The organism is Hubeiibacter jixunmingi (genome assembly GCF_041928215.1).
In the GTDB taxonomy this organism is placed as follows: domain Bacteria; phylum Pseudomonadota; class Gammaproteobacteria; order Pseudomonadales; family Moraxellaceae; genus Acinetobacter.
In genome coordinates, this window is sequence record NZ_JBHFHK010000034.1 from 1 (window position 1) to 22,746 (window position 22,746).

Below are 22,746 nucleotides of genomic sequence, written 5' to 3' on the forward strand. Positions count from 1 at the left end.
CCGATGAATCTTTTGCTGCTAATATCTATCTGGCTGCAACAATAATCAATTTGCGTTAATTGTCAACACGCCCTAGTCTATATCGTATCAAGAAATTTTAGTCGATATGTTGGACTAATTTTAGCCCAACATATTATTACTAAGATTATTTAAAGTTTTGTATTAAAAGTCAAAGCTAACACCAGCATTAATACTGCGTGCAGGAAGCGGAGCGATATAGCGTAAAGGCGAACTTTGAACACGTGCATCCTGATTTAATGCATTACTTACATTAGCAAAAAGATTCACTTTGGCTTTATTCCAATTCATCGTCTTGGCAACACTTAGGTCAAGCATACTATAACCAGGTAAGGGCACTTCAATATTGATATCTTTGCCTAAATATTTTGGTTTTGCATAATGAATTAAATTTACACCACTTGTCCAATCATTATATTTCCAATCTAAGCTCATGCCATAACGATTAGTTGGAATATTTACAAGATAGTGACCATATTCTTTATAGTCGCTTGGCTTGTTTTTTACCAAATCAGCAAATGCTTTTGCTTCAAAATCACCCCATTGATTTAAACTAAATCTCTTGGTGACATCAAACTCAAAACCATTCACTTTGGTATTAATTTGATTCCAATATTTTAATCGCAAGCGATTACCTTGGTTTCCACTTGTACCAGATGAGCGTAAATAATAGAAACCATTAAAATTATGCTGATAAGCTGTGGCATTAATATCTAATGTTGGATAATTGAGTAGTAATGATAATTCAGTACTTTTCACTTGCTCAGACTTAAGTTTTTGATTGCCTTCTTCTTGCGTCATGGTGCTCAGATGTGCTCTGCTGGCATAAAGCTCATTTACTTCTGGTGCACGATTGGCATGTGCATAACGCGCATTTACTGCGATATTATCAGTGATATTTAGTTTTGTTGCCAAATCATAACTGTTTAAGCTGAATTTGGTATCGATGAGACTTTTGCCATTTGGTGATTTATTGGTAAGTTTAAAATCACTTTTTTGTATGTCATGACTTACATTTTCATGGCGATAACCAGCGCTCAAAGTAAATGGCTTAAAGTTTAAGTTTTGTGTGACAAAGACAGCTTGTTTTTTTGTATTGACATCAGGTAAATAACGCTGCTGACCATTGCCTTGGATACGACGTCGAGAGAAATCAACACCATAATCACCAAAAATCGTTGCTTGATTCAGATCAAATTGGTATTGCCCCAAAATATTAGCACTGTAGGTACTAAAGTGATATGTATTGGCTGTCATACTGCCGACCAATTCACGGTTATTTTCCTTTACTTTTGCCAAATTCACTTTCAAATCATTTAACCATGTATATGGCAATTCGATTTGTGATTCGACTAAATATTTTGTCTGATGAACATCAATGCTTACGGGTAAATTTGCACGATAATCTTGGCTATTATTCAGATTAGATAAAGAAAATCCTGGAAGACCATAATGACTCTTTTTACGATCCATCGCAACAGCGACATAACCTTGATCAAAAAAGTAACTACTTGAAATACCGAAGCGTTGATTATCTAACGCACTATTGCCAAGTTTTTTATCATAGTTTTCAGTAATATCTGAGATTTTGCTAATCCGTGAAACACTCTCAGGCTCACCAGCTTGATATTGTGGATTAAGAGCGGTTCTTGGTCTTTTTGCATCGTTGGTATATACATCGCTAGGTGATAAACCATAATCATCGTATTTTTGCGTGTATTTTAACGTAACTGGGTCGATATAATCAGTCAATAAATATTTCTTTGACTTTGGATTGAATATAAATTCTTTTTGGGCATACATTTGGCAAGCATCACCTAATGCAGTATTAATCCCCAAACCATAGGCATTTGTTCTGATCAGCTGAGTTCTACATACATCAGCCTTACTACGACCAACGATATCATAACCATTTGATTGTAATCGAGAATAGATCAGGTTTAGACTCAAGTCTTTTTGGTTGTTAAAATTAGCTTTAATACCTTGTGCATTTGGTGCGTTGGTGCCCGTTCTCATGATCAGTTGTAATTGTTGTGGTTTTTCTTCCATTTCTCTTGAAATCAAACCACTATCTACTTGAACACTACCACCAATCGCTTTTCCGCCTTGTCGAATAATATCGTTATGCTTGGTGATTTCCATATTTTGGCTAAATAACGGATCAAACATAATATTGGTTGCAGGGTTGATTGCATTCAATCCACCTACCGCAACATTATCTTCAATAAAGCTCACACGATGCCCAGATAAACCACGAATAATCGGTGAACTTGAATGTGGGCCAAAGCTTCCTGTATTCACGCCAGACACTTTTTCAAGTGCTTCGCCTAGCGTATGAACATGGCTTTGTTGAGGTTGGGATACCACTTTTGTGCTTGGACGGTGATGGTCTGTTGCAGTGATGACGATCGGTGCAAGTGTCATCGTTTCTGAACTGTCAGTTACTGCTGGAGACGTTGCGACTTGATTGTCGTTGGCAAATACACTGTGAGAGGCAAGGGAGATCATCAGTGCTAAATATCTTAAACGCATAAATTACTCGAATTCATATCAGATTATATAAGAAAAATGTTATGTTATAACGTACCAAATTATAACAAAAATCATATTTGTTGTAAAACTAATGGAATGAATTATCAAGTTTTCACGATTATAAACGGAGTGTGATAGCAGGAATGGGAATAAATTTCTCTTTAAAGTGAATTGAATTCAAAATGGCATCTATTTATTTTGGTTATTTTTTATCTCATTGTACAAATTACAATAAGAACAACAACATATACGAACCACATTATCTAAAACATACTCTGCCATATATTTAAACTTCAATGATTAAATCTATAAAAAAGGATTAGCGATTTCATCCCCTTGTGGCGAATTGGCGACTTTTTCGGGCAAATCCTGTTGCTGTAAAAAGGTGATAGCATCTTGCAAAATGGCTTGTAACGCCAAGGCGTCTTGTAGACTGGCTTGGTCAAGCTGTAAATTTAGACTGCCATAAATGGATAATCTATCACCCTGATTTTCAATGGTTAAATCGTCAATCATCGTACTTGTCGTATCGTCAGCAAAAGCTTTAAATTGTGTCATGATTATGTCCTATACATTGATTTTTAAGCCATTACACCTTATCACGTAACCATTCTAACAATGAGATTTTTAACTCTTGTTTCACCTGATCTTTTAGCGGTTGTTGATGATTACGCTCTGGCTCATTGCTCACCAACTTTAAGATTTTATCGGTGCTTAAGCCGTCTGTTTTAGCGTTTTTCGCAGTAAATTGCTGTTGCGTTGCTTTGATTTGTGCTTCGCTCACACTCGGCAAACAATCTGACATTTTGGTATTTTCCACTAAGCTGACAATGCGATTGGCTCGCACCTGATTGGCAGTGAGCGGTAAATCATAACGCTGTGATTTGAGCTGATTGCTGACCTGTGGATATAGGCTGATACCAATACGTTTTTCCAGTTGGCAAATGCTCAATACTTCGGCAGTACGACTGTCATCATTTTTGGATAAATAAGCACTGATAATCCCTGACTTTGGCAAATATACTGCTTTATAGACATGACTAGGCACCAAAACTTGGCTGTTCGGCTTGATAGCACGTACGGTAGCATCTAGATAAGCACTACCTGTAATCACATAAGCATCTTCTTTGTAGCGTGTTACCAATGTTCGAGTGGCCTCTTCAATCTCACGCCATGTATTTTGATTGTTTACAGGGTGTTGTGGGGTGATGTTCGCCAAAGAAAAACTATCAAATTGCGAATTTTTGTCATACATATCGCCATTCGGTGCCATGTGTCCACGGTCAAAGCCTGAACTACGATAATCTGCCAAAGTCGAGCGTACAGACGCAGGCAGACGAGTTTCTTCATGGAAACTGTCTTCACGTTTTAATTTTTGGCTCAAACGCTGTGGAGTGAGCTTTTCTGCGACCCAAAGTGGTGTGCGAGATACGCCCGAATACATCACATTAAAACCATTAAAGCATAATGGATAAGTTTGTTTTTTAAGTTTATTATTGATCAATTCTGGTGCAGTATCGGCATAAAATTGGCTTAGACAGCGTTGATTAAATAAATCAGCTTGGTTACTATTTCCGCTATTATGACCAATACCAGTATTTTGAATATCTGCCGTTGCATTATTGATTTCGTTTTTAATGCTGGATAAATCGACACTATCTAAGGTACAACCTGACAATAAAATCGTCACAGCGATTATACTTAAATAATGCTTTTTAATTTTGTGCTGATTTTGCTGAATCATGGCAATACCTATAGATAATAGAAATGATTTGATGATGATGACTTTATTCTAACAAAATTATCTTACTTTATTTAATTATTTTATTGAATTTTTTGTAAATAAATTCCAAACACATCACATAAACAAATAAAGATGCTGAATTTGTATGGCTTTATACTTTGGTGATATAGACAATCATATTTTTTTGCCTAAAATAGTGCAACGCCAGCCAGTGATTTTATGGATTTATTTATGCCAATTACAACAGGCAATTATCGTCGCAATATCACCTATTCAGTTTTTCGAGGATTAAAAGCTTATAGTTTGGTATTGCTTACTTTACTGTTATGGCAAGCAGTGATTGCTTTTGGTTTATTACCTGATTATTTATTACCCTCACCATTACAAATTGTTAAAGCATTTTTTGATGATTTTTCCTTATTGATGGGTCATGCCAAATATACTTTGTTTACCGCATTTATCGGGACATTGATTGGTTTGATTTTAAGCTTTGTATTATCTATTTGTATGGATACTTCCAAGGGCTTTCGCAATATGGTTTATCCGATTATTTTGTTGAATCAAACCATTCCAACCATCGCCATTGCACCATTGTTGGTGATTTGGCTGGGCTATGGCATTTTACCCAAAGTCGTTTTGGTGATTTTGGCAGTCTTTTTTCCCATGACCATTGCATTGTTGGACGGCTATCGCTCGGTGACGCAAGAGCAGCTGAATTTATTTAAATCCATGCGTGCTACGCCTTATCAAGTTTATAGACACCTAAAGATTCCATCAGCGATGGGTTATTTCTTTACGGGACTTAAAGTCGCATTGTCTTATGCCTTGATTTCAGCAGTGATTGCCGAATGGCTGGGTGGCTACAATGGTTTGGGGGTCTATATGACTCGGGTACGTAAGTCGTACGAGCTGGACAATATGTTTGCAGTCATTTTTTTCATTAGTTTTTTGACGCTTTTGTTAATTTCTATAGTAAAATTACTGGAAAAACGTGTATTGCGATACCAATCAACCTCAGGATGATAATGCTATGTATTTCACCACCACTTTAGAGAATTCTTTTAAACAGTCCCTCAAATTACTGTGTGCCAGTATGTTAGGGCTGACGCTCGTCGCTTGCCAAAAGCCTGCCGAGCCAACAAAAACAGAAAGTGCTGCAAGCCAACCTGCACAAGCCAAAGTTGAAGATCTCGTGATTGCTTTGGATTGGGTGCCGAATACCAACCATACGGGCTTATATGTGGCAGTTGAGCAAGGTTATTTTAAAAATCAAGGCTTTAATGCCAAAATCGTACAGCCAAGCGAAGATAGTACATCAACATTGGTTGCCAGCAAACGTGCTGATTTAGGGGTGTATTTCCAGCCGAATATGGTAAAACGCTTAAATAAAGGCGAGCCAATTACCGCTGTAGCAGCAATTTTACAGCACAATACCGCAGGTCTATTGTCATTAAAAAGCTTGGATGCAAAAAGCCCGAAAGATTTAAAAGGCAAGCGTTATTCGACTTGGGAAGATCCGATTGATGATGCGACTGTAGCAGCTTTGGTTGGTGAGCCTTTGCAAAAAATTCCTGGGGAAAGTACGGATGCTGGTACTGCTTTGCGTATGAATCAGTTTGATTATATTCTTGCCTATTATGGTTGGGATGGTATTCATTCAAAAATTAAAGGCATTGATACCAATTTCTTTTTCTTAAAAGATTATCAGCCTGTGTTTGATTATTATTCGCCAGTGTTGATTGCCAATAGTGATAGCTTAAAACAGAATCCAGAGCGTTATAAAAAAGCGTTGGCAGCGATTCGTGAAGGTTATATTTATGCGGCACAACATCCTGTAGAAAGTGCCAATATTTTAATCAAGCACGCACCTGAGACCAATAAAGAATTGGCAATCGAAAGTCAAAAATATATCTCAACACAATATCTCATGGATAATGGTGACTGGGGACGTTTTGATTATGCACGTTGGGATCGATTCTTTAACTGGGTATATCAGCAAAAACTTATCGAAAAACCATTTCCAAGTAAAGCTGGCGTAACCAATGATTATTTGCCTAGCCCAATGGAAAATAATCCAGCCAGTGCGGCACAATCAGCAAGTAGTGAAAAATAATTCTATTTTGTACTGGTGTATGGGGGCGTATTAAATACGCCCTTATATATAATTTGAAACACAAATTTTTATTGAAATCAATAAGGTATCTGACATGAAAGATAATTATAAATTAAAACTGGAAAATATTTGCCATCATTTTGAACAAAAGCCACTATTTGAAAATCTTCATCTCAATATTCAACAAGGGCAAATCATCGCAATTGTGGGTACTAGTGGTGTCGGAAAAACCACTTTATTCAATATCGCTGCAGGTCTTATTGCACCTAGCCAAGGTAAAGTATTTATTGATGGTCAAGATGTTACTGCTCAAGCTGGACATGTCGGCTATATGTTGCAAAAGGATTTATTATTACCATTCAAAAGTGTATATGGCAATATCGCTTTATCATTAACGTTAAAAAATCAATCTTCTAAAGAAATTGAAGAAAAAATTCAGCCTTTACTCAATGATTTTGGTTTAACGGGTTTGGAACATAAATATCCACATTTATTATCAGGTGGGCAAAGACAACGTGCGGCATTATTACGTACGTATTTAAGTAATCAAAACTTGATGTTATTGGATGAACCATTTTCTGCCTTAGATTTTGTGACTAAGAATAATATGTACACATGGTTTAAACAATTTCAACAAAAATTAGATTTAACTTGTTTAATCATTACCCATGATATTGATGAAGCAATTTATTTGGCAGATCGCATTTATATTTTAAAAGGTTTTCCTGCACAGCTGACACAACGATTTGATATTCCAAAACAGAATGATTTTTTACAAAGCCAAGATTATTTAAAATTAAAACAACACATTTTTCAGGCGATTCAGGCGTAAAATGTCTATTTAAATCAAAGCAAAAGCCAAAACCATGCTATAATCGCTAAAAAATAGCCAATGATGCCTAGCCATGAGTGTAAACATTCTTCAAAGTCAAAATATCCACATTTTATTTGAACATTTACAGGCACAAATTCAGCAGTATCGCCAGTATCAATCGGTCTTTGCTCCGATACATGTAGTCGTACCCAATCACGGCATTTCACAATGGTTGACTCAACGCATCGCCCAAAAACAAGGCATTCATGCCAATATCAACTATACCGCTTTGCGTACTTTACAATGGCAACTTTATCAACAAGTCTTGGGTCAAAAACGGGTCGCTGCCGCACCGCATATGTTGAATATGAAATGGCGTATCTTTTTATTTTTACAGCATTTTTGGCGACAGTTTCAACAAGGAAAAATTGATGAACAACACGCCCTATACTCAATTTTACAACATGTAGAACAGCATTATCCATCTAAAATCACGGCTGACAGGACGCACGATATCGAGCCTAATGAGCAAGATAAAAAACAAAAAGACTTGATTCGTAAGCAAGAAAATATGCTGTACTGGGTGGCAGACCATTGCTCACGCTTATTTGCCAACTATATGATTTATCGTGGAGAATGTGTTAAAAATTGCCCGAATGGACAGTGTAATTGTCGGCAAAATTGGCTGAAATCTTGGGGCAAAAATCAGCCTTTAAGCGTCAATTATCAGCAATTGCGTGCCAAAATTGATAATCCGCTAGTCAATCAAGCCCAATCTAACCAGCAATCAGCACAAGTAACAGCACAAGTAACAGCACAACAAGCACCGCCCGAACAACAATTACAACTAGACTACGCCAGTCAGTTGGAACAGTGGCAACGCTTTATTTGGTTTCATGCTTTTGCCGATGATTTTGAGCAAATGCAAAGCATTGACCGTGATTTTTGGCAAAGTTTGGCGAACGATGCACAGCAAGTACAAAAGTTACCGGCACGGATTTTTTTATTTACTTTGTTAGAGTTACCGCCTGCACAATTGGCATTTTTACAGCGGTTGGGGCAATATGTGGATATTATTTTGTTCCATTATAGCCCATCAAAAGAGTACTTTGCCGACAGTGTCGATCCACGTTGGAAAGCCAAATTTAGCATGGAAAATCCACAAGCGGCTGCTTATTATGACAGTCATCATGCCCTTTTGACCCGTTTGGGTAAACAAGCTCGTGACCATAGTGCTTTATTGGTGGAATTATCGGGCGGTGAGTTTGGTGGCGAATGGATTGATGATTTTAGCGAGTTTGAACCGCAAAATTTATTACAAAAATTACAAAGCGATATTTTACACTTAAGCGATAGCAAAGCCGCAATTTATACACTGCAAGCTGATGATAAATCTATACAATTTCATATTTGTCATTCTACTTTACGTCAGCTCGAAGTGCTGAAACAACAGCTGTTACATTGGCTCGATGATGCCGATGCCAAAGCTCGTGGTGAACAGCGTCAGCCACAAGATATTTTGGTATTACTACCCGATATTCAGGGCAGTGCCGAGCAAATTCGCACCGTATTTAGCCGTCAGCATGAACAAAATGCAGGCTATGTACCGATTAAAATCAGCGGTATCGCCCCGACCGATGCCATGCAATTATGGCAAGCCATTCGCCACCGTATGCAATTGTTACAACAGCGATTTAGCATCAGCGAGTTTATGGAATGGCTGAGTTTGATGCCGATACAGCAAGTGTATGGCTTGGACTATGATGCCTTGCAACGTATCCAAAAATTATTGGAAAAAGCAGGCTTTCGCCGTGGTTTTGATACCGAGCATCTAAAAAATACTTTGGTCAAACAAGATACCGATTATCGTTTTAGCTTTTATGCCGCTTTGCAACGTTTGAGCTTATCTATTGCTGTGCCTGAACGCAGTCTATTTCATGGTGTGTTGGGCATGGCGGAAGTACAACATAGTGATTTTGAGTTGATTGCGATTTTATTAAAAATTTATGATGATTTAAATCTGCGTCGTGATTGGTTAGCCCTAAAAAATCAACATGATGGCGTACAACAACAGTTGGATTTAATCGAACAAGAATTGCAAGCTTTTCAACAACATTCAGGCTATAAAGTGGTGGACAATGCCCTAAAAACCTTAAGCCGTACCATTCGTATGTCGCTGTTACAGTCCAATACTTTATTTAGCCAAGCGTTAAATTTTGAAAAATTATCAGGTGATCATCAGCCGCAAAAAGCACAAATTGATTTATTTTCTAATCAAGCACAGCAAGCCAGTTCAAGTACAGAAATCCGTCTGCCTTTGCAATATTTATTGGACGAAATCAGCTCTAGCGTAGAACATCAAGTGGCACAAACCGAGCCAACAGGGCAGATTACTTTTGCTCAGATTGGGCAGTTGCGTCCATTGCCATATCGATTGATTGTGGCGTTGAATTTGGATGCAGGCGTGTTCCCAAATCGTGATCATCGCATTGCCTTTGACTTGATGGCGGAATTGCGTGGCGAGTTGGGAGACCGCTCACGGTTGGAAGATGATCAAGGTTCATTCTTAGATGCTTTGTTGCAAGCTCAAGATGCTTTTTGGGTGTTTTATAATGGTTTTGATAGCCAAGGCAGTAACACAAAACAGCCGTCGAGTATTGTGCAAGAGCTGATGAGCCATATTAGTTTGATTAGTCAGGGTGATATCAATCAACAAGATAAAGTGCATATCGCAGGCATTGACGTGGTGCAAGGCTTGCAACAGCTGTATCATCTACATAGCTTACAGCCTTTTGCGGTGGATAATTTTATCGCCAAACAGCCTTTGGCATATCATAGTCAATGGTTTGATGTGGCACAGCAATTGCAAAAAGCCAAAACAGAGAACAAGAAAGGAGATCAAGCAAAAAGCGAACACTGGCGAGATGCGGTCAGCCATCCGATTGATTTTGCTCAAAGTCTACAGCTTACCGCTGAGCAATGGATTAAAGATTTAAGCCATCCAGAACAGCTATATTTAAGCAGTATTGCAGTGCAAAATATCAAGACTAAACAAGAGCTTAATGATTTTGAATCGTTAAATTTAAACAATTTGGAACGCTATCAATTGCAAGAACAATTGCATCAATATATCGATCCAAAACACAGCTCAGGGCAACTTTCACCACAGCAAAGCCATGTTTTACAACAACAATTACAAGATATTTTACCGATTGGGGCGGTGCAACAGCCAGCATGGACATTGGCGCAAACCCAATATGCGGAGTTATTCCAACAAGCCCAACAATACGGCAGTATTAGTCCGTGTAAACATCGTACATGGCAATTGTCGGTCAAAGAAGATGCCGATATTCCAGTTAAAACAATTGAATTTTCCATGGCTGTACCGGATTTCCCCCCTGATGCAACACAGAAAAAATGGGTGGACTTTAGCATTAAATCCGAGAAACCTGAGCGTCGTCTTGCCGATTGGCTGCATTATTTATTATGGCGAGCCAGTGAGTCGGCAGATGGTGAGTATCGTTATATTAAACTGTATAAAAATGCCACAGTGACGATTGAAAATATTAGCCAACAAGATGCTTTAAAATACTTAAAAGCGTGGATTAAAGTATGGTTTTTGGCACAGCAACAGTTACTGATTTTACCGCCACATTTATTGATGGATATATTGGCGGAGAATACCAAAGCCAATAATAAGGCTGTACAATGGATGCATGACGAGCAAGGCGAATTATATATTCAAAACTTAGATGTTTTAATTAAAAAATGGCTAGACTCACCTTATAATGCAAAAGATTATCAAACCGAATATTATGATCTCAATGATGATTGGCAATTATTGATTGATAAAGATAAAGCCAGCCAGCAATTTAATATTGCCGTGCAGAAATATGCCGAAGATTTATATTATCCAATCTCAGAACATATGCAAGTGGAGAAATAATTATGCAAAATAATATTGCCAAAAAAAATACATCTTCGCAAAGCAAAAGCATCGTTGCGTTTAAAGATAATCCTTTGCTAAAAATTTCATTGCAAGGTTTGCATTTGATTGAGGCATCGGCAGGTACGGGCAAAACATGGACGCTATCCAATCTGATGGTGCGGATTTTGACCGAGAAATATTGGTCACAGCAAGTGATTGCCACCACTTTTACCCGTGCGTCGGCGGCAGAGCTAAAAGAACGTATTGCTCTGAAATTAAAAGAAGTTTATCAGTTGGCATTAAGATGGCAAGTGGTTGGTTTGGATAGCAAGCAGGTCGAGCAAGATTTACAGCAACAGACTTTGGAATTGCATTTATTTCAGCAGTTTTATTTGCAAAAAAGTGGGCAAGATAATTTATATTTAATCAATCGTTTACGTATTATTTTAGATACTTTAGATGAATTATTTGTCGGTACGATTGATAGTTTTATTCAAAAGATTTTAAAAGAATTTGCTTTTGAAAGCGGTAGCACATTGACTGCCCAAATGAGCGAGCGTAAAGATGAGCTGATTTTGCAATTGGTGCATGACAGTCTAAGACAATGGATTCAGCAACAAGACCCTGATTTAATTCAAAATCTGATTTTGGCAAATGTACTTAAATCGCCTGAAGATTATCTCAAAATCGTGTCGGATAGCCTAAACTTTCCCCTAGCGATTGTACTTAAGCCACAACTCGATAATGTTGATGTGAGTGAAATTGAAAAAATTCTTTATGAATTAAAACCATTAATTGCTCAAGATGACATTTTAAAAGAATTTTATTTACCGACAGGGCAATATAATGCTGCTTTTCATGCTAATTATTTAAAAGATAACCCTTTACAACAAGCATTAACGGTTGCTTTACCTGCATTATTTCAAGAATTTCAAACAAAAAATTATTTAAATTACGCTGAATTTATTGAGCAAATTGTATTAATTTTTAATAGAAAAAATGGTGAGCCAAGAAAGCAATTTTTTACCAAAAAAATTGCAAATGCAGAACAATTATTTTTTCAACAACCAATTATTCAAGGTTTACAACGGATTGCTGAGATTCATCAAGCATTTATTCATCATTTGGAAAATTATGCTCAAGCCATCGAATATGAATTATGCCAGCAAGTAAAACAACAATTACCCAATTTATTGGCACAATTGGGCGAAACCACTTTTAATCGCCAAACGCAACGCTTACATCAAGCCTTGCAACACGATAAGGGACAGCAGATTGCCCAAGCGATTGCATCACGTTATCCATTGATTTTGGTGGATGAATTCCAAGACACCAACCAAGAACAGGACGATATTCTCAAAGCTATTTGGCGACAGCCCGAGCGATTAAAGCAAGCCTGTTTTATTGCCGTAGGCGACCCTAAACAGGCAATTTATGGCTTTCGTGGTGGTGATATTTTAACCTATTTTAATGCTTTTAATGATATTGCCAGCAAAGATGGGCAGTTTTATCGCCTTGCCAAAAATTTCCGCTCTACCCCAAAACTGGTGCAAGCGGTGGATGCATTATTTCAGCGACAGCCTGATTTTGGCGAACAGGTGGAATATTATACCGCTGAAGTGGGTAAGGATAATGCAGAAATTTTGTTTGAAAATCAGCAATATATCACCCCTTTGCAATTAATTGAATTGAGCGATGAACAAAATAAAGAACAATATCAAATCGTTGCCGATAAGGTTGTGGATTTACTCACCCAATCGCAACAGGGCAGTTTATACCTTGCCAAAGCAGATCAACCCGATAATAAAACTGCAATTGATGCCACAGATATTGCCATTTTATCTACCGCAAATCATGAATTAGCCAAAATGCAACAGGCATTGTTAAGACGTGGTATTGCGGTACAGATTGTCAGCCGTGAAAGTGTGTTCGGCAGTACCATTGCCAAAGAGTTATTGGCGATATTGCGTGCAGTGCAACAGCCCGACCAAGAACGTATCTTAAAACGTGCCTTGATTAGCCCGATGATGGACATAAAATTGAGCGAGATTCAACAGTTTAGCGAACAAGCCAGTCAGTTTGAACAATATATACAAGGCTTTTATCAAGCTCGACAATTATGGCTAGAGCAAGGCTTTATGACGGCATGGCAGTGGCTGAGCGAAAAATATAAATTTTGGTTGAATATCAGTCAGTATTGCGGGCGTTTTGCAGAACGTTATTTGGTCAATGTTCAGCATCTGATTGAATTAATGAATAATTATGCACAGCATCATAGCAGTATTTCGCATATTTTGGATTGGTTGGCACTGAAAATTACCCAACAGCCGAACGGTGAGCAATATATCGAACGGGCATTGAGTGCAGCGGAAGGCGTGCAATTGATGACCATTCATGGTTCAAAAGGGCTTGAATTTAAAATTGTATTTTTATTGCATAGCGATAAAGATGGCAGTAGTAAATCAGGACAAGGCATGACCTTTTTCTTTCAGCATGATGCCAAAAGTCACAGCACACAGCGTGTCATTGCCCTAAGCAAAGCACAGATTGCCAATAATCCACAAGCTCAGCAAGACAATGATGAAAAAATCCAAGCCGAAGACCATCGCCTATGGTATGTGGCATTGACCCGTGCCAGTCATCGTATGTATATGTTGCAAAAGCAAGTCAAAGAAAGTGAAAACAAGCCCAAAAGCGGTAAAAATTCAGAGCAAAATGAGGCAAAAAAAGTATCATGGGCGGTAAATTATTGGCTGAATGCTCAAGATGAGGCTTTTGCACATGATGGCTTTGTAAAACAGCAATTGAGTGATGATGAGTTTAAACAAATTGTAAGTAATAATAAAAATGCTTTGCCAGCGTTAAAAAATCCTGTGCAACATCGCCAAGCATTACAAGCACAAGACTTGCCAACAGCCCGTTTTTTTGCCAAAACCCGAACCAGTTTTACCGCTTTAACCAGTCAGCAACATGCTTATAAAGCATCGCAAAGCCAAGATCATTTGGTGGAAAATGCCGAAATCGCTCAATCGGCTGATGATGAAATCAATCAATTATCTAATACGGATTTTATTGCTGAAAATCAGTTAGATAATAAAGATGCGGAACCAATCAGTTGGATTGCACAGCACTTTGCCAAAGGTACACAAGCAGGTAATTGCTTGCATGAATTGTTAGAAAAATTGGATTTTCAACAGCCGAACACTTGGGCGAATGAAATCTACTATCAATTGCAACAGCATCAATTATGGCACGCTTTGCTTGAGCAAGTATTACAGCAAAATAGCTTAAATCAATCTACTGAAATCATAGATGTTACACAGTTGGATTATCAGCAACAAAAACAGCTCAAACAGCAAATTGTAGAGCTGATGCAACAATGGTTAAAGCAGATTTTAACTACTCAGCTCAATCCACAAGGCTTGACTTTGCAACAACTTTTACCATCGCAACGCTTTGCCGAATTTGGCTTTTATATGGGATTGGCAGATCATGCCTTGCCACATATAGAAATACAGAGTTTATTTCAACAGCATGGTATTGAGCTTGCAGAGCTAAGCAAAGCCTATACCGCACGCTTTTTAAATGGGGCAATTGACTTGGTATTTTTTGATGGTCACAAATATCATATTGCTGATTTTAAAAGTAATTATCTCGGCGATGCACAGCAAGATTATGCTACAGAACACTTGGCAGACAATATGAGCCATGCCAGTTATTGGCTACAAGCGGCGATTTATTTGGTAGCATTGCATCGTTATTTACAAAAAACCTTGCCCGATTATGCTATTGAATCGCATTTGGGTGCGGCACATTATCTGTATTTACGTGGCATGGCTGGAAAAGATGGATCAAATCATGGCGTATATCATTGGCAGCCTGATGTAAGTTTGATTTTGGCATTAGATCAATTATTGGGTTATCCAAATGAGGCGGAATAAGGTGAATTCTGTAGAAATTGTGGATAAGTTTGTGCATAATACTGTGTGTAACTATGTGCATAAACTGTGCGTAAGATTGTGGATAACCCTGTATATAACCTTGAGTATAACTGTATCAATAAGATGTTTATAAATTTAAAAGTCGAATTAGAGCCAAACCACTGGGCAATCCGTTTTAGTGAAATGCTCACTCAAGCACCGTTTTATAATGGTGAGAAAGTTGAACAAATTCAGCATATTATACAGTATTTGTGCCAGCAAATCGAGCAGGGCGATAGTTGTATTCAGTTAGATAGTCCGCCTCATTTTTTACAAGAACTATGTGATTTTAAGGTGGATAACACAGCAATTTTAGCAAAAGATTTGTCCACAGCGACACAATTACCACAGACAGCACCTCTACTGTGGCAAGCACCGTATTTATACCTGTATCGTTATTGGCGATTAGAGCAAGATTTGGCACAGGCAGTGCGGCGATTATTACAACAAAAAGTAGAGCAGATTGCTGAAAGTGAGTTTAACGATATTTTAAAAGATGAGCATCAAAAACAAGCCCTTGCCATTGCGGTCAATCAGCCGTTTGCCATGATTACCGGTGGCCCTGGTACAGGTAAAACCTATGTGTTAACCCGTATTGTGGGTGTACTAAAAAAATATCATCCAAAAATACGAATAGCCATGGCAGCCCCAACAGGTAAAGCAGCACAGCGTATGCACGAGGCATTACAGCTGGCTTTTAATGATGATAGTTTTAAAGAGCAGCATTTAGATCATGACGATTTTAAATATCAAACAACACAAACTTTGCATCGTCTATTGGGGCTAGGTACACAACACACGCCACGTTATCATGCCGAGCATCCATTGCCTTATGATGTGGTGGTAGTCGATGAGGCATCGATGTTGGATTTGAATTTGGCAAAAATGCTCTTTGATGCGATTGGTTCACATACTCGCTTGATTTTATTGGGGGATGCTCAGCAACTGAGCTCGGTCGATGTGGGGCATGTTTTGGCGGATTTGCAAGCGGTGCCTGTCTTAAAATCTTATCAAGTCAATTTACAAACCAGCAGACGATTCTTTGCCAATGCCCATATTGGACGTTTGGCAAAGGCAATTTATGCCGATAAGAAAGAGTATCAAAATGAAGATATTAGCACTTGGTTACAGCAACTTGGTGCAGAAAATTTACAACACATCCAACAATTTGATAATGCTAAAATAAGCTTAGTACAATCCGAACAAAAAGATTGGCTCGGTTATTTTCAGATTGAAGAAAGGCATTTGAAAACACACGTTACGCAAATTTATGACTTTTTATGGCATGGCTATGCAGATTATGTGCGAGCTTTAAAGCAATATAAAAGTAATGAAATCAGTATTATTGAGTTATTTAAACAATTTGATCAATATCGTATCTTATTGGCGATGCGTTATTTTAATCTAGGCTTATCAGCGATTAATCAGATGATTAGCCAGCGTATTCAAGATACTTTTCAGCATAAGCAGTATAGTGAATGGTTTTTTGGGCGTGCGGTGATGATGGGCTACAATGATTATCAATCGGGCTTATCCAATGGTGATATTGGATTGTGCGTTAAAGTGAATCAACAAGATAGAAATGATCCTAATATTAATCGTGATGGGTATTTATCTGAAAGTGATGAATTTATGGTGTATTTCCCAAGTCTAAAACGATTTATAGGCGTGGCACGTTTACCGCAAAGTATCGAAACCGCCTTTGCTTTAACCATCCATAAATCACAAGGTTCGGAATTTGAACACGTTGCAGTATTACTCGATGAGCGGGCGGAAAATCTATTGAGCCGTGAATTATTTTATACTGCTGTAACACGTGCCAAAAAAATGGTCAGTTTATATGCCAGCCCGAAGGCAATCACTCAAAGCTTAAATGTACAGAGTCAACGCAAAAGTGGACTCAGTGACCAAATCAATCGGGTATTGTAGTCATAGCTATGACCGGACTTTATCTTACAAATCTTAAGTCGAATGTTAAAGAAATAAGGCTTATCTTAGACTTTTGTCTAATAGTGCGGATTTTTCTTTATCGGTTTTTCATATTAACATTAATATTGTAAGCAATTGCGTACATGATGTGTTGTCATTTGCTATAGAAATTTGGAATACATTTCATCATAATATGTTCATACAATAAGAATGAGTATAGATGCTTTCCGTGATGGAGTAAATGCTGTCAAGGAAATGGACAATACTTAGCGTCTGCTGATAGTCTTTAAAAACTACCAGCGATGTGAACTTCTTAAGCCTTATGATTTTGGGAGAGGTCATGAGGCTTTTTATTGTCTGAAAAATGGTATTTAGTATATTAATTGTACATAATGATTTATTATTGCACAAGTCTTTTTTCTATCGCACCTAAAAATAATATCTTTACACTGCGATGCACCAATATTAAAAAAGTACGCCTATCGAAAGCGTACTTTTTTGTGTACTATTTGATGTATCGAAAAGTTAGCTGTCTAGTGCTTCTAAACGAATACGAGCGACTTCATCACGTACCACAGGTAGAGCTTGAATTTCAGCTACTGCTTCATTCATTTTGCTTTCAGTGATTGGATCAGTCAAAATCACAATAGGAATCAAGTCTTTAAGACGAGTTTGTTGCATAATTGCATCTACACCAATGCCTTTTTCACTCAAAATCGTGGTGATTTTCGCCAAAACGCCAGTTTGATCTTCTACGTGTACACGCAAATAATAACCTGTTACCATCTCTTCGCTACTTAAAATCGGCATATCTGCTAGATTTTCAAATGCAAAATGTGGAATTGTTCCTGCACCATCTTCGGTATAACTAATATCACGAACGATATCCACCACATCTGCCACGACAGCTGAGGCGGTTGGTCCCGCACCTGCACCTGCACCGTAGTATAATGTTGAGCCTACTGGTGTTGCATTAACCAATACCGCATTCATCACGCCATTGACGTTGGCAATCAATTGATCTTCAGGAATTAAAGTTGGATGTACACGTAGCTCAACGCCTTTGGCAGCACGGCGTGCAATACCTAAGTGTTTGATACGATAGCCTAGTTCTTCGGCGTATTTGACATCTTGTGCGGTCACTTTACTGATGCCTTCGGTATAAACCTTATCAAACTGTAAAGGAATACCGAATGCAATAGATGCCAACAGAGTGAGTTTGTGTGCAGCATCGATCCCTTCTACATCAAAAGTTGGATCAGCTTCGGCATAGCCTAAGTCTTGTGCTTCTTTAAGTACATCAGCAAAAGCACGACCTTTGTCACGCATTTCGGTCAGGATAAAGTTGCCTGTACCATTGATGATGCCTGCAAGCCATTCGATACGGTTGGCTGATAAACCTTCACGCAAAACTTTAATGATTGGAATACCACCAGCTACTGCTGCTTCGTACATAATTTGTACGTTATTCGCATCGGCAGCTTTAAATAATTCATTACCGTGTTTGGCAAGCAATGCTTTGTTTGCAGTGACGACTTGTTTGCCGTGCTTGATGGCTTCCATCACGACTTCATAGGCTGGGTGAATACCACCAATCACTTCAACAACGACATCAACGTCATCTTGACGTGCAATCTCTAATAAATCCGCACTTTGTTTAATGCCTTCCAAGTTTAAATCAGGGCGTGGACGACGTGTCCCGACATAGGTAATCTGAATTTCACGTCCTGTTCGGCGTTGAATCTCTGCCGCATTTTCTTGTAATAATTTTAATGCACCAGCACCGACTGTGCCTAAGCCAAGAATGGCTAAACGTACAGGTTTCATATATTCCCCAAAATTATCAATGTGAATTTTTATAATAACTAAAAATACGCCGATAAACTAGCAATTTATCGGCGTTTATTGTAATCATTTATTGATGCTTGATATCAGCATCATTGATAAATGGATTAAAACTTACTTTTTCATGGCATCTAATTCTTTAAGTAAGTCAGCAGGTTCCATATACGCACCGATATGATGACCATCTTGGCTGTAGATTGCTGGTGTACCATTAACGCCCATATTCATACCCAAGTCATATTGTGCTTGTACTGGACTGTGACAGCTCTCTGGTGCTGGTGGGATAGGTTCATCTCTAAATCCTTTTTCCATGGTTGCTTTGCGGTCTGGGTTACACCAAATTGCGTGCATGGTAGGATAGAACTGTTCACCACGTGGCCATGCGATATAGCGTACTTCGATGCCTAAGCTATTCATTTCTGCCATATGACCATGCAAACGATGGCAGTATGGACAGCTTACATCAGTAAATACATAGATCACATGTTTGGTCTTAGTGGTCGCAGGGTAGATGACCAAGTCTTTATTGTCTAAGCTTGCAAGTTTGGCTTTATTGTCCACAGCATGCAGATCAGCAGTCATATTTTTTAATTTATCACCGCCTAGCTGATATACGTCACCTTGGAAAATTAATTTTGCATCGGCAGAAGCGAGTACAGGTGAGCCGTTTTCTAGTGTCACCCAATACATATTTGGAATTTCGGTAGGACGTACTGCAGCGATTTTGGTTTTTAGTCCTGCTTTTTCAAAGTTTTTTTGTAGATTTTCTTGCAAACGTTGTAGTGAGTTACGTTCGGTCAAAGTAGATGCTTCACCAGTGATTGGTGTGGTTGCAGTGATTGAATTACTTTTTTCTGCATTTTCTTTTTTTCCACAAGCGGCAAGCGATAGCATAGCAACACACAAAGTGGTAAGCATAAAACCAGTACGTTTTAATGATGACATAAAAAAAACCTATGAAATTTAAACATTCCCATCAAGGGGCAAAACAGAATAGCAAAAATCATCACACATTGACCAGCTAAATTATGCATTATTGCGTTGTAAAATTGTCATTTTTAAAATAAATCATTGATATTAAATAACTTATCTACATTTTAATAATAAACCAATTTTTATACAAATATAGCAAAAATAGTATAATTTAAACAAAATGGTCAAAATGATATTACTTTTATAGACTTAGCTGTTTTAATCAAAAAATATTATTCTTAATGAATAAATTATTGAAAAAACAATGAATATTGTGCTTGCATAGCATATAATGAGCAATAGTTTTAATTCATTGAGATAGTTCGCTTATGCTACAACATTTTCGTTTTTCTATCATTTTTACCATTGTCTGCCTAGGCTTATCGGCATGGTGGGGCTTTAGCCATGGCCCACAGGCCGGCATTGAAAGTATGTTTAAAGTACTTTTATTGACCACAATTTTGGCAGTGATGGAAGTGTCATTATCTTTTGATAATGCCGTGGTCAACGCATCGATTTTGCGTAACTGGGATGAATATTGGAAAAAATTATTCCTCACAGTCGGTATCATCGTTGCAGTATTTGGTATGCGTTTAGTGTTCCCAATCGTGATTGTGGCAGTAACAGCGGACATGGGAATGCTCGAAGTCGTGCAAATGGCACTCAACGATCCAAAGACCTATTCCGAAAAATTGCTTGCTCACCATGCTGAAATTGCAGCTTTCGGTGGTTTGTTCTTATTGCTGGTATTCCTTAACTTCTTATTTGATGATGGCAAAGATGTACACTGGTTTGTACCACTTGAGTCACGTCTAGCACATTTGGGCAGTGTTCCTGCGATTTCAGTCTTCGTTGCTTTGATCGCTCTGCTGATTATGGCGGCTTTTGTTGAAGGTGATGCCAAACTTGTGGTTATTATGGCAGGTATTTGGGGTATTGTCGTCTATGTTGGTGTACAAGCTTTGGGACATTTACTTGAAGGTGGCGGCGATGACGATGAAGAAGAAGGTGAAGGCAATAAAGCCAGTGGTGCTTCAAGTACAGTGGTCAAAGCAGGTATCGGTGGTTTCTTATACCTAGAAGTGTTGGATGCGTCATTTAGTTTTGATGGTGTAATCGGTGCATTTGCGATTACTACAGATGTCGTTGTGATCATGCTTGGTTTGGCAATTGGTGCGATCTTTGTACGTTCTATGACAATCTATTTGGTGGACAAAGGTACTTTAGAAGCATTCATCTACCTTGAGCATGGTGCAATGTATGCGATCGGTATTTTGGCAGCAATTATGCTTTATACAGGTACGGGCGGTCATGTGCCAGAAGTGTTTACTGGTCTAATCGGCGTAGCATTTATTGTTGCTGCGGTGATTGCGTCTATCGCATATAAGAAGAAAAATCCAGATCCAGTGGAATAGTCGTCAATATTAAGAAAAGCCCGTTTGGTTATCTGACTAAACGGGCTTTTTTTTATGACATAAATCCTTTTGGCTACAGTGTGTTAGCGAAATGTAACAATAATATAATAGAAAAAAACTGCTTTTTCATCGATAAATGATAACGTTCACAAACGCATTTTTATTGTGCCTGCAACTACTGCGGTGGTACGATTTTTAAATCAAATTTGCGGTTTTTTTTACTTATTTATGAGGAATGACATTATGGCAATTAGCTTAACGAAAGGCGGCAACGTCAGCTTAACTAAAGAAGCACCAGGCATGAGTAAAATGACACTTGGCTTGGGCTGGAATCCACGTGTAACTGATGGTGCAGCATTTGACTTGGATGCAATTGCATTTCTTGTAAATGAAGCAGGCAAAGTGCGTAACGATACAGACTTTATTTTCTTTAATAATCTAAAATCTGCAGACGGCTCTGTTGCGCACAATGGCGATAATCGCACTGGTGAAGGCGATGGTGATGATGAGACCTTGAGCGTAGATCTCAGCAAAGTACCGACAGATGTAGCAAAAGTGATTTTTGCAGTAACGATTTATGACGGTCAAGCACGCAATCAAAACTTCGGTCAAGTTGGTAATGCCTATATCCGTGTAGTGAATGATGCAAACGGTAGCGAAGTTGCACGTTACGACTTATCTGAAGATGGTAGCACTGAGAGTGCAATGATTTTTGGTGAATTATATCGCCACAGTGCAGAGTGGAAGTTCCGTGCAGTAGGTCAGGGCTTTGCAGGTGGTTTAGGGCCTTTAGCAGCGTCTTATGGTGTTGCGGTATAAGCCAGATTACAGTTAATGACTATATAGCCAAAGGGAAGTACTTTCCTTTGGCTTTTTTATTTCATGACTTTTCTATAATTATTGAAATTAATACTTTAGTCTAAGTGTGTTTTTAAAATATGAGGTATTTCCATATATTGTTTAATGGATTATTTGTGGAGTATTTATGAATAAAAATATTTTATGGAAATCCATTTAATTATTTTTATTTTTTTAAAATAAAGTATTAATGTTCAATGTGAATATATATAAGATTTACCATTAAAAAGCAACTGTGTAAAATCTAGATATTTTGATTGTCGAATAGTGAAAAAGACATACATGTGATTATTTATTGTACTTTTATATTTAAATTTGGTGACCTGCAGCTCATTTTTAGATAAAAAATATTATTTTTTGTAAACTTTTGAAACATTTTTCTCATGAATTTCCTGTGCAGAAGTATGAAAATGAGTAAAAAGATGACAATAAAAGTCAAAATTTAGTAGCAAAACTGCATTGATTTTAGAATAATAAATGAATTATGATTCAATTGTGGATATATTAAGAATTTATAAGAGATATTAGACCTCTTGCGAAAGTTTTGATATAATGACAAGATGAGATACGAAACAATCAAGGGCTTTAGCGACAGCCA

General features: G+C 37.9%; 13 protein-coding genes and 1 pseudogene. 8 read left to right on the forward strand and 6 right to left on the reverse strand.

Translation table 11 applies throughout. The features are described from left to right. Nucleotides 1-162: 162 nt before the first annotated feature. From ACEYX7_RS06695 to ACEYX7_RS06710, 4 genes and pseudogenes are all read right to left on the reverse strand, one after another. A complete protein-coding gene (locus ACEYX7_RS06695; protein ID WP_374803114.1) occupies nt 163-1,821 on the reverse strand; it encodes a TonB-dependent receptor in 1,659 nt (552 codons plus the stop codon). Between the two features lie 294 nt (nt 1,822-2,115). Next, nucleotides 2,116-2,550: pseudogene (locus tag ACEYX7_RS06700) on the reverse strand (TonB-dependent receptor plug domain-containing protein); the annotation flags it as partial. Nucleotides 2,551-2,856: 306 nt separating this feature from the next. After that, nucleotides 2,857-3,108, reverse strand: a complete 252-nt coding sequence (locus ACEYX7_RS06705; protein ID WP_374803971.1) for a hypothetical protein — start codon at nt 3,106-3,108, stop codon at nt 2,857-2,859. Nucleotides 3,109-3,139: 31 nt separating this feature from the next. Further along, a complete protein-coding gene (locus tag ACEYX7_RS06710; protein ID WP_374803969.1) occupies nt 3,140-4,294 on the reverse strand; it encodes a DNA/RNA non-specific endonuclease in 1,155 nt (384 codons plus the stop codon). A gap of 231 nt (nt 4,295-4,525) precedes the next feature. Here ACEYX7_RS06710 and ACEYX7_RS06715 point away from each other — a divergent pair, with 231 nt between their 5' ends. From ACEYX7_RS06715 to recD, 6 genes are all read left to right on the forward strand, one after another. Next, nucleotides 4,526-5,317: an ABC transporter permease gene (locus tag ACEYX7_RS06715; RefSeq protein WP_374803967.1), complete on the forward strand. Its 792-nt coding sequence runs from the start codon at nt 4,526-4,528 to the stop codon at nt 5,315-5,317. Between the two features lie 70 nt (nt 5,318-5,387). Next, nucleotides 5,388-6,407, forward strand: a complete 1,020-nt coding sequence (locus tag ACEYX7_RS06720) for an ABC transporter substrate-binding protein (protein ID WP_374806593.1) — start codon at nt 5,388-5,390, stop codon at nt 6,405-6,407. A 94-nt stretch (nt 6,408-6,501) separates the two neighbouring features. Further along, nucleotides 6,502-7,239 (forward strand): ABC transporter ATP-binding protein, encoded by a 738-nt coding sequence (locus tag ACEYX7_RS06725; protein ID WP_374803965.1) that lies wholly within the window; start codon nt 6,502-6,504, stop codon nt 7,237-7,239. Nucleotides 7,240-7,312: 73 nt separating this feature from the next. Further along, nucleotides 7,313-11,167: an exodeoxyribonuclease V subunit gamma gene (locus tag ACEYX7_RS06730; protein ID WP_374900352.1), complete on the forward strand. Its 3,855-nt coding sequence runs from the start codon at nt 7,313-7,315 to the stop codon at nt 11,165-11,167. 2 nt (nt 11,168-11,169) lie between these two features. After that, complete coding sequence (locus ACEYX7_RS06735) at nt 11,170-15,090, forward strand: UvrD-helicase domain-containing protein (RefSeq protein ID WP_374803961.1); 3,921 nt, start codon at nt 11,170-11,172, stop codon at nt 15,088-15,090. A gap of 66 nt (nt 15,091-15,156) precedes the next feature. Further along, complete coding sequence (gene recD / locus ACEYX7_RS06740) at nt 15,157-17,058, forward strand: exodeoxyribonuclease V subunit alpha (protein WP_374900353.1); 1,902 nt, start codon at nt 15,157-15,159, stop codon at nt 17,056-17,058. 525 nt (nt 17,059-17,583) lie between these two features. On the opposite strand, the gene ACEYX7_RS06745 is transcribed toward recD, so the two are convergent. Next, nucleotides 17,584-18,885 (reverse strand): homoserine dehydrogenase, encoded by a 1,302-nt coding sequence (locus ACEYX7_RS06745; protein ID WP_374900354.1) that lies wholly within the window; start codon nt 18,883-18,885, stop codon nt 17,584-17,586. Between the two features lie 132 nt (nt 18,886-19,017). Continuing rightward, nucleotides 19,018-19,848 (reverse strand): DsbC family protein, encoded by an 831-nt coding sequence (locus tag ACEYX7_RS06750; protein ID WP_374803955.1) that lies wholly within the window; start codon nt 19,846-19,848, stop codon nt 19,018-19,020. A 356-nt stretch (nt 19,849-20,204) separates the two neighbouring features. Here ACEYX7_RS06750 and ACEYX7_RS06755 point away from each other — a divergent pair, with 356 nt between their 5' ends. Both ACEYX7_RS06755 and ACEYX7_RS06760 read left to right on the forward strand, forming a co-directional pair. Beyond that, nucleotides 20,205-21,290 carry a DUF475 domain-containing protein gene (locus tag ACEYX7_RS06755; RefSeq protein WP_374803953.1) on the forward strand — a complete coding sequence of 362 codons (1,086 nt, stop codon included), beginning with the start codon at nt 20,205-20,207 and terminating at the stop codon, nt 21,288-21,290. Nucleotides 21,291-21,533: 243 nt separating this feature from the next. Next, entirely contained in the window at nt 21,534-22,109 is a 576-nt protein-coding gene (locus ACEYX7_RS06760) for a TerD family protein (protein ID WP_374803951.1), read from the forward strand. Nucleotides 22,110-22,746 lie beyond the last annotated feature (637 nt).

Bases quoted from the DNA above. Each gene is read 5' to 3' on its own strand.
- ACEYX7_RS06695 (WP_374803114.1), bottom strand. From the start codon at position 1,821: ATGTATGCCCAAAAAGAATTTATATTCAATCCAAAGTCAAAGAAATAT.
- ACEYX7_RS06760 (WP_374803951.1), top strand. From the start codon at position 21,534: ATGGCAATTAGCTTAACGAAAGGCGGCAACGTCAGCTTAACTAAAGAA.
- ACEYX7_RS06705 (WP_374803971.1), bottom strand. From the start codon at position 3,108: ATGACACAATTTAAAGCTTTTGCTGACGATACGACAAGTACGATGATT.
- ACEYX7_RS06715 (WP_374803967.1), top strand. From the start codon at position 4,526: ATGCCAATTACAACAGGCAATTATCGTCGCAATATCACCTATTCAGTT.
- ACEYX7_RS06725 (WP_374803965.1), top strand. From the start codon at position 6,502: ATGAAAGATAATTATAAATTAAAACTGGAAAATATTTGCCATCATTTT.
- ACEYX7_RS06710 (WP_374803969.1), bottom strand. From the start codon at position 4,294: ATGATTCAGCAAAATCAGCACAAAATTAAAAAGCATTATTTAAGTATA.
- ACEYX7_RS06735 (WP_374803961.1), top strand. From the start codon at position 11,170: ATGCAAAATAATATTGCCAAAAAAAATACATCTTCGCAAAGCAAAAGC.
- ACEYX7_RS06730 (WP_374900352.1), top strand. From the start codon at position 7,313: ATGAGTGTAAACATTCTTCAAAGTCAAAATATCCACATTTTATTTGAA.
- ACEYX7_RS06755 (WP_374803953.1), top strand. From the start codon at position 20,205: ATGCTACAACATTTTCGTTTTTCTATCATTTTTACCATTGTCTGCCTA.
- ACEYX7_RS06750 (WP_374803955.1), bottom strand. From the start codon at position 19,848: ATGTCATCATTAAAACGTACTGGTTTTATGCTTACCACTTTGTGTGTT.
- ACEYX7_RS06720 (WP_374806593.1), top strand. From the start codon at position 5,388: ATGTTAGGGCTGACGCTCGTCGCTTGCCAAAAGCCTGCCGAGCCAACA.
- ACEYX7_RS06745 (WP_374900354.1), bottom strand. From the start codon at position 18,885: ATGAAACCTGTACGTTTAGCCATTCTTGGCTTAGGCACAGTCGGTGCT.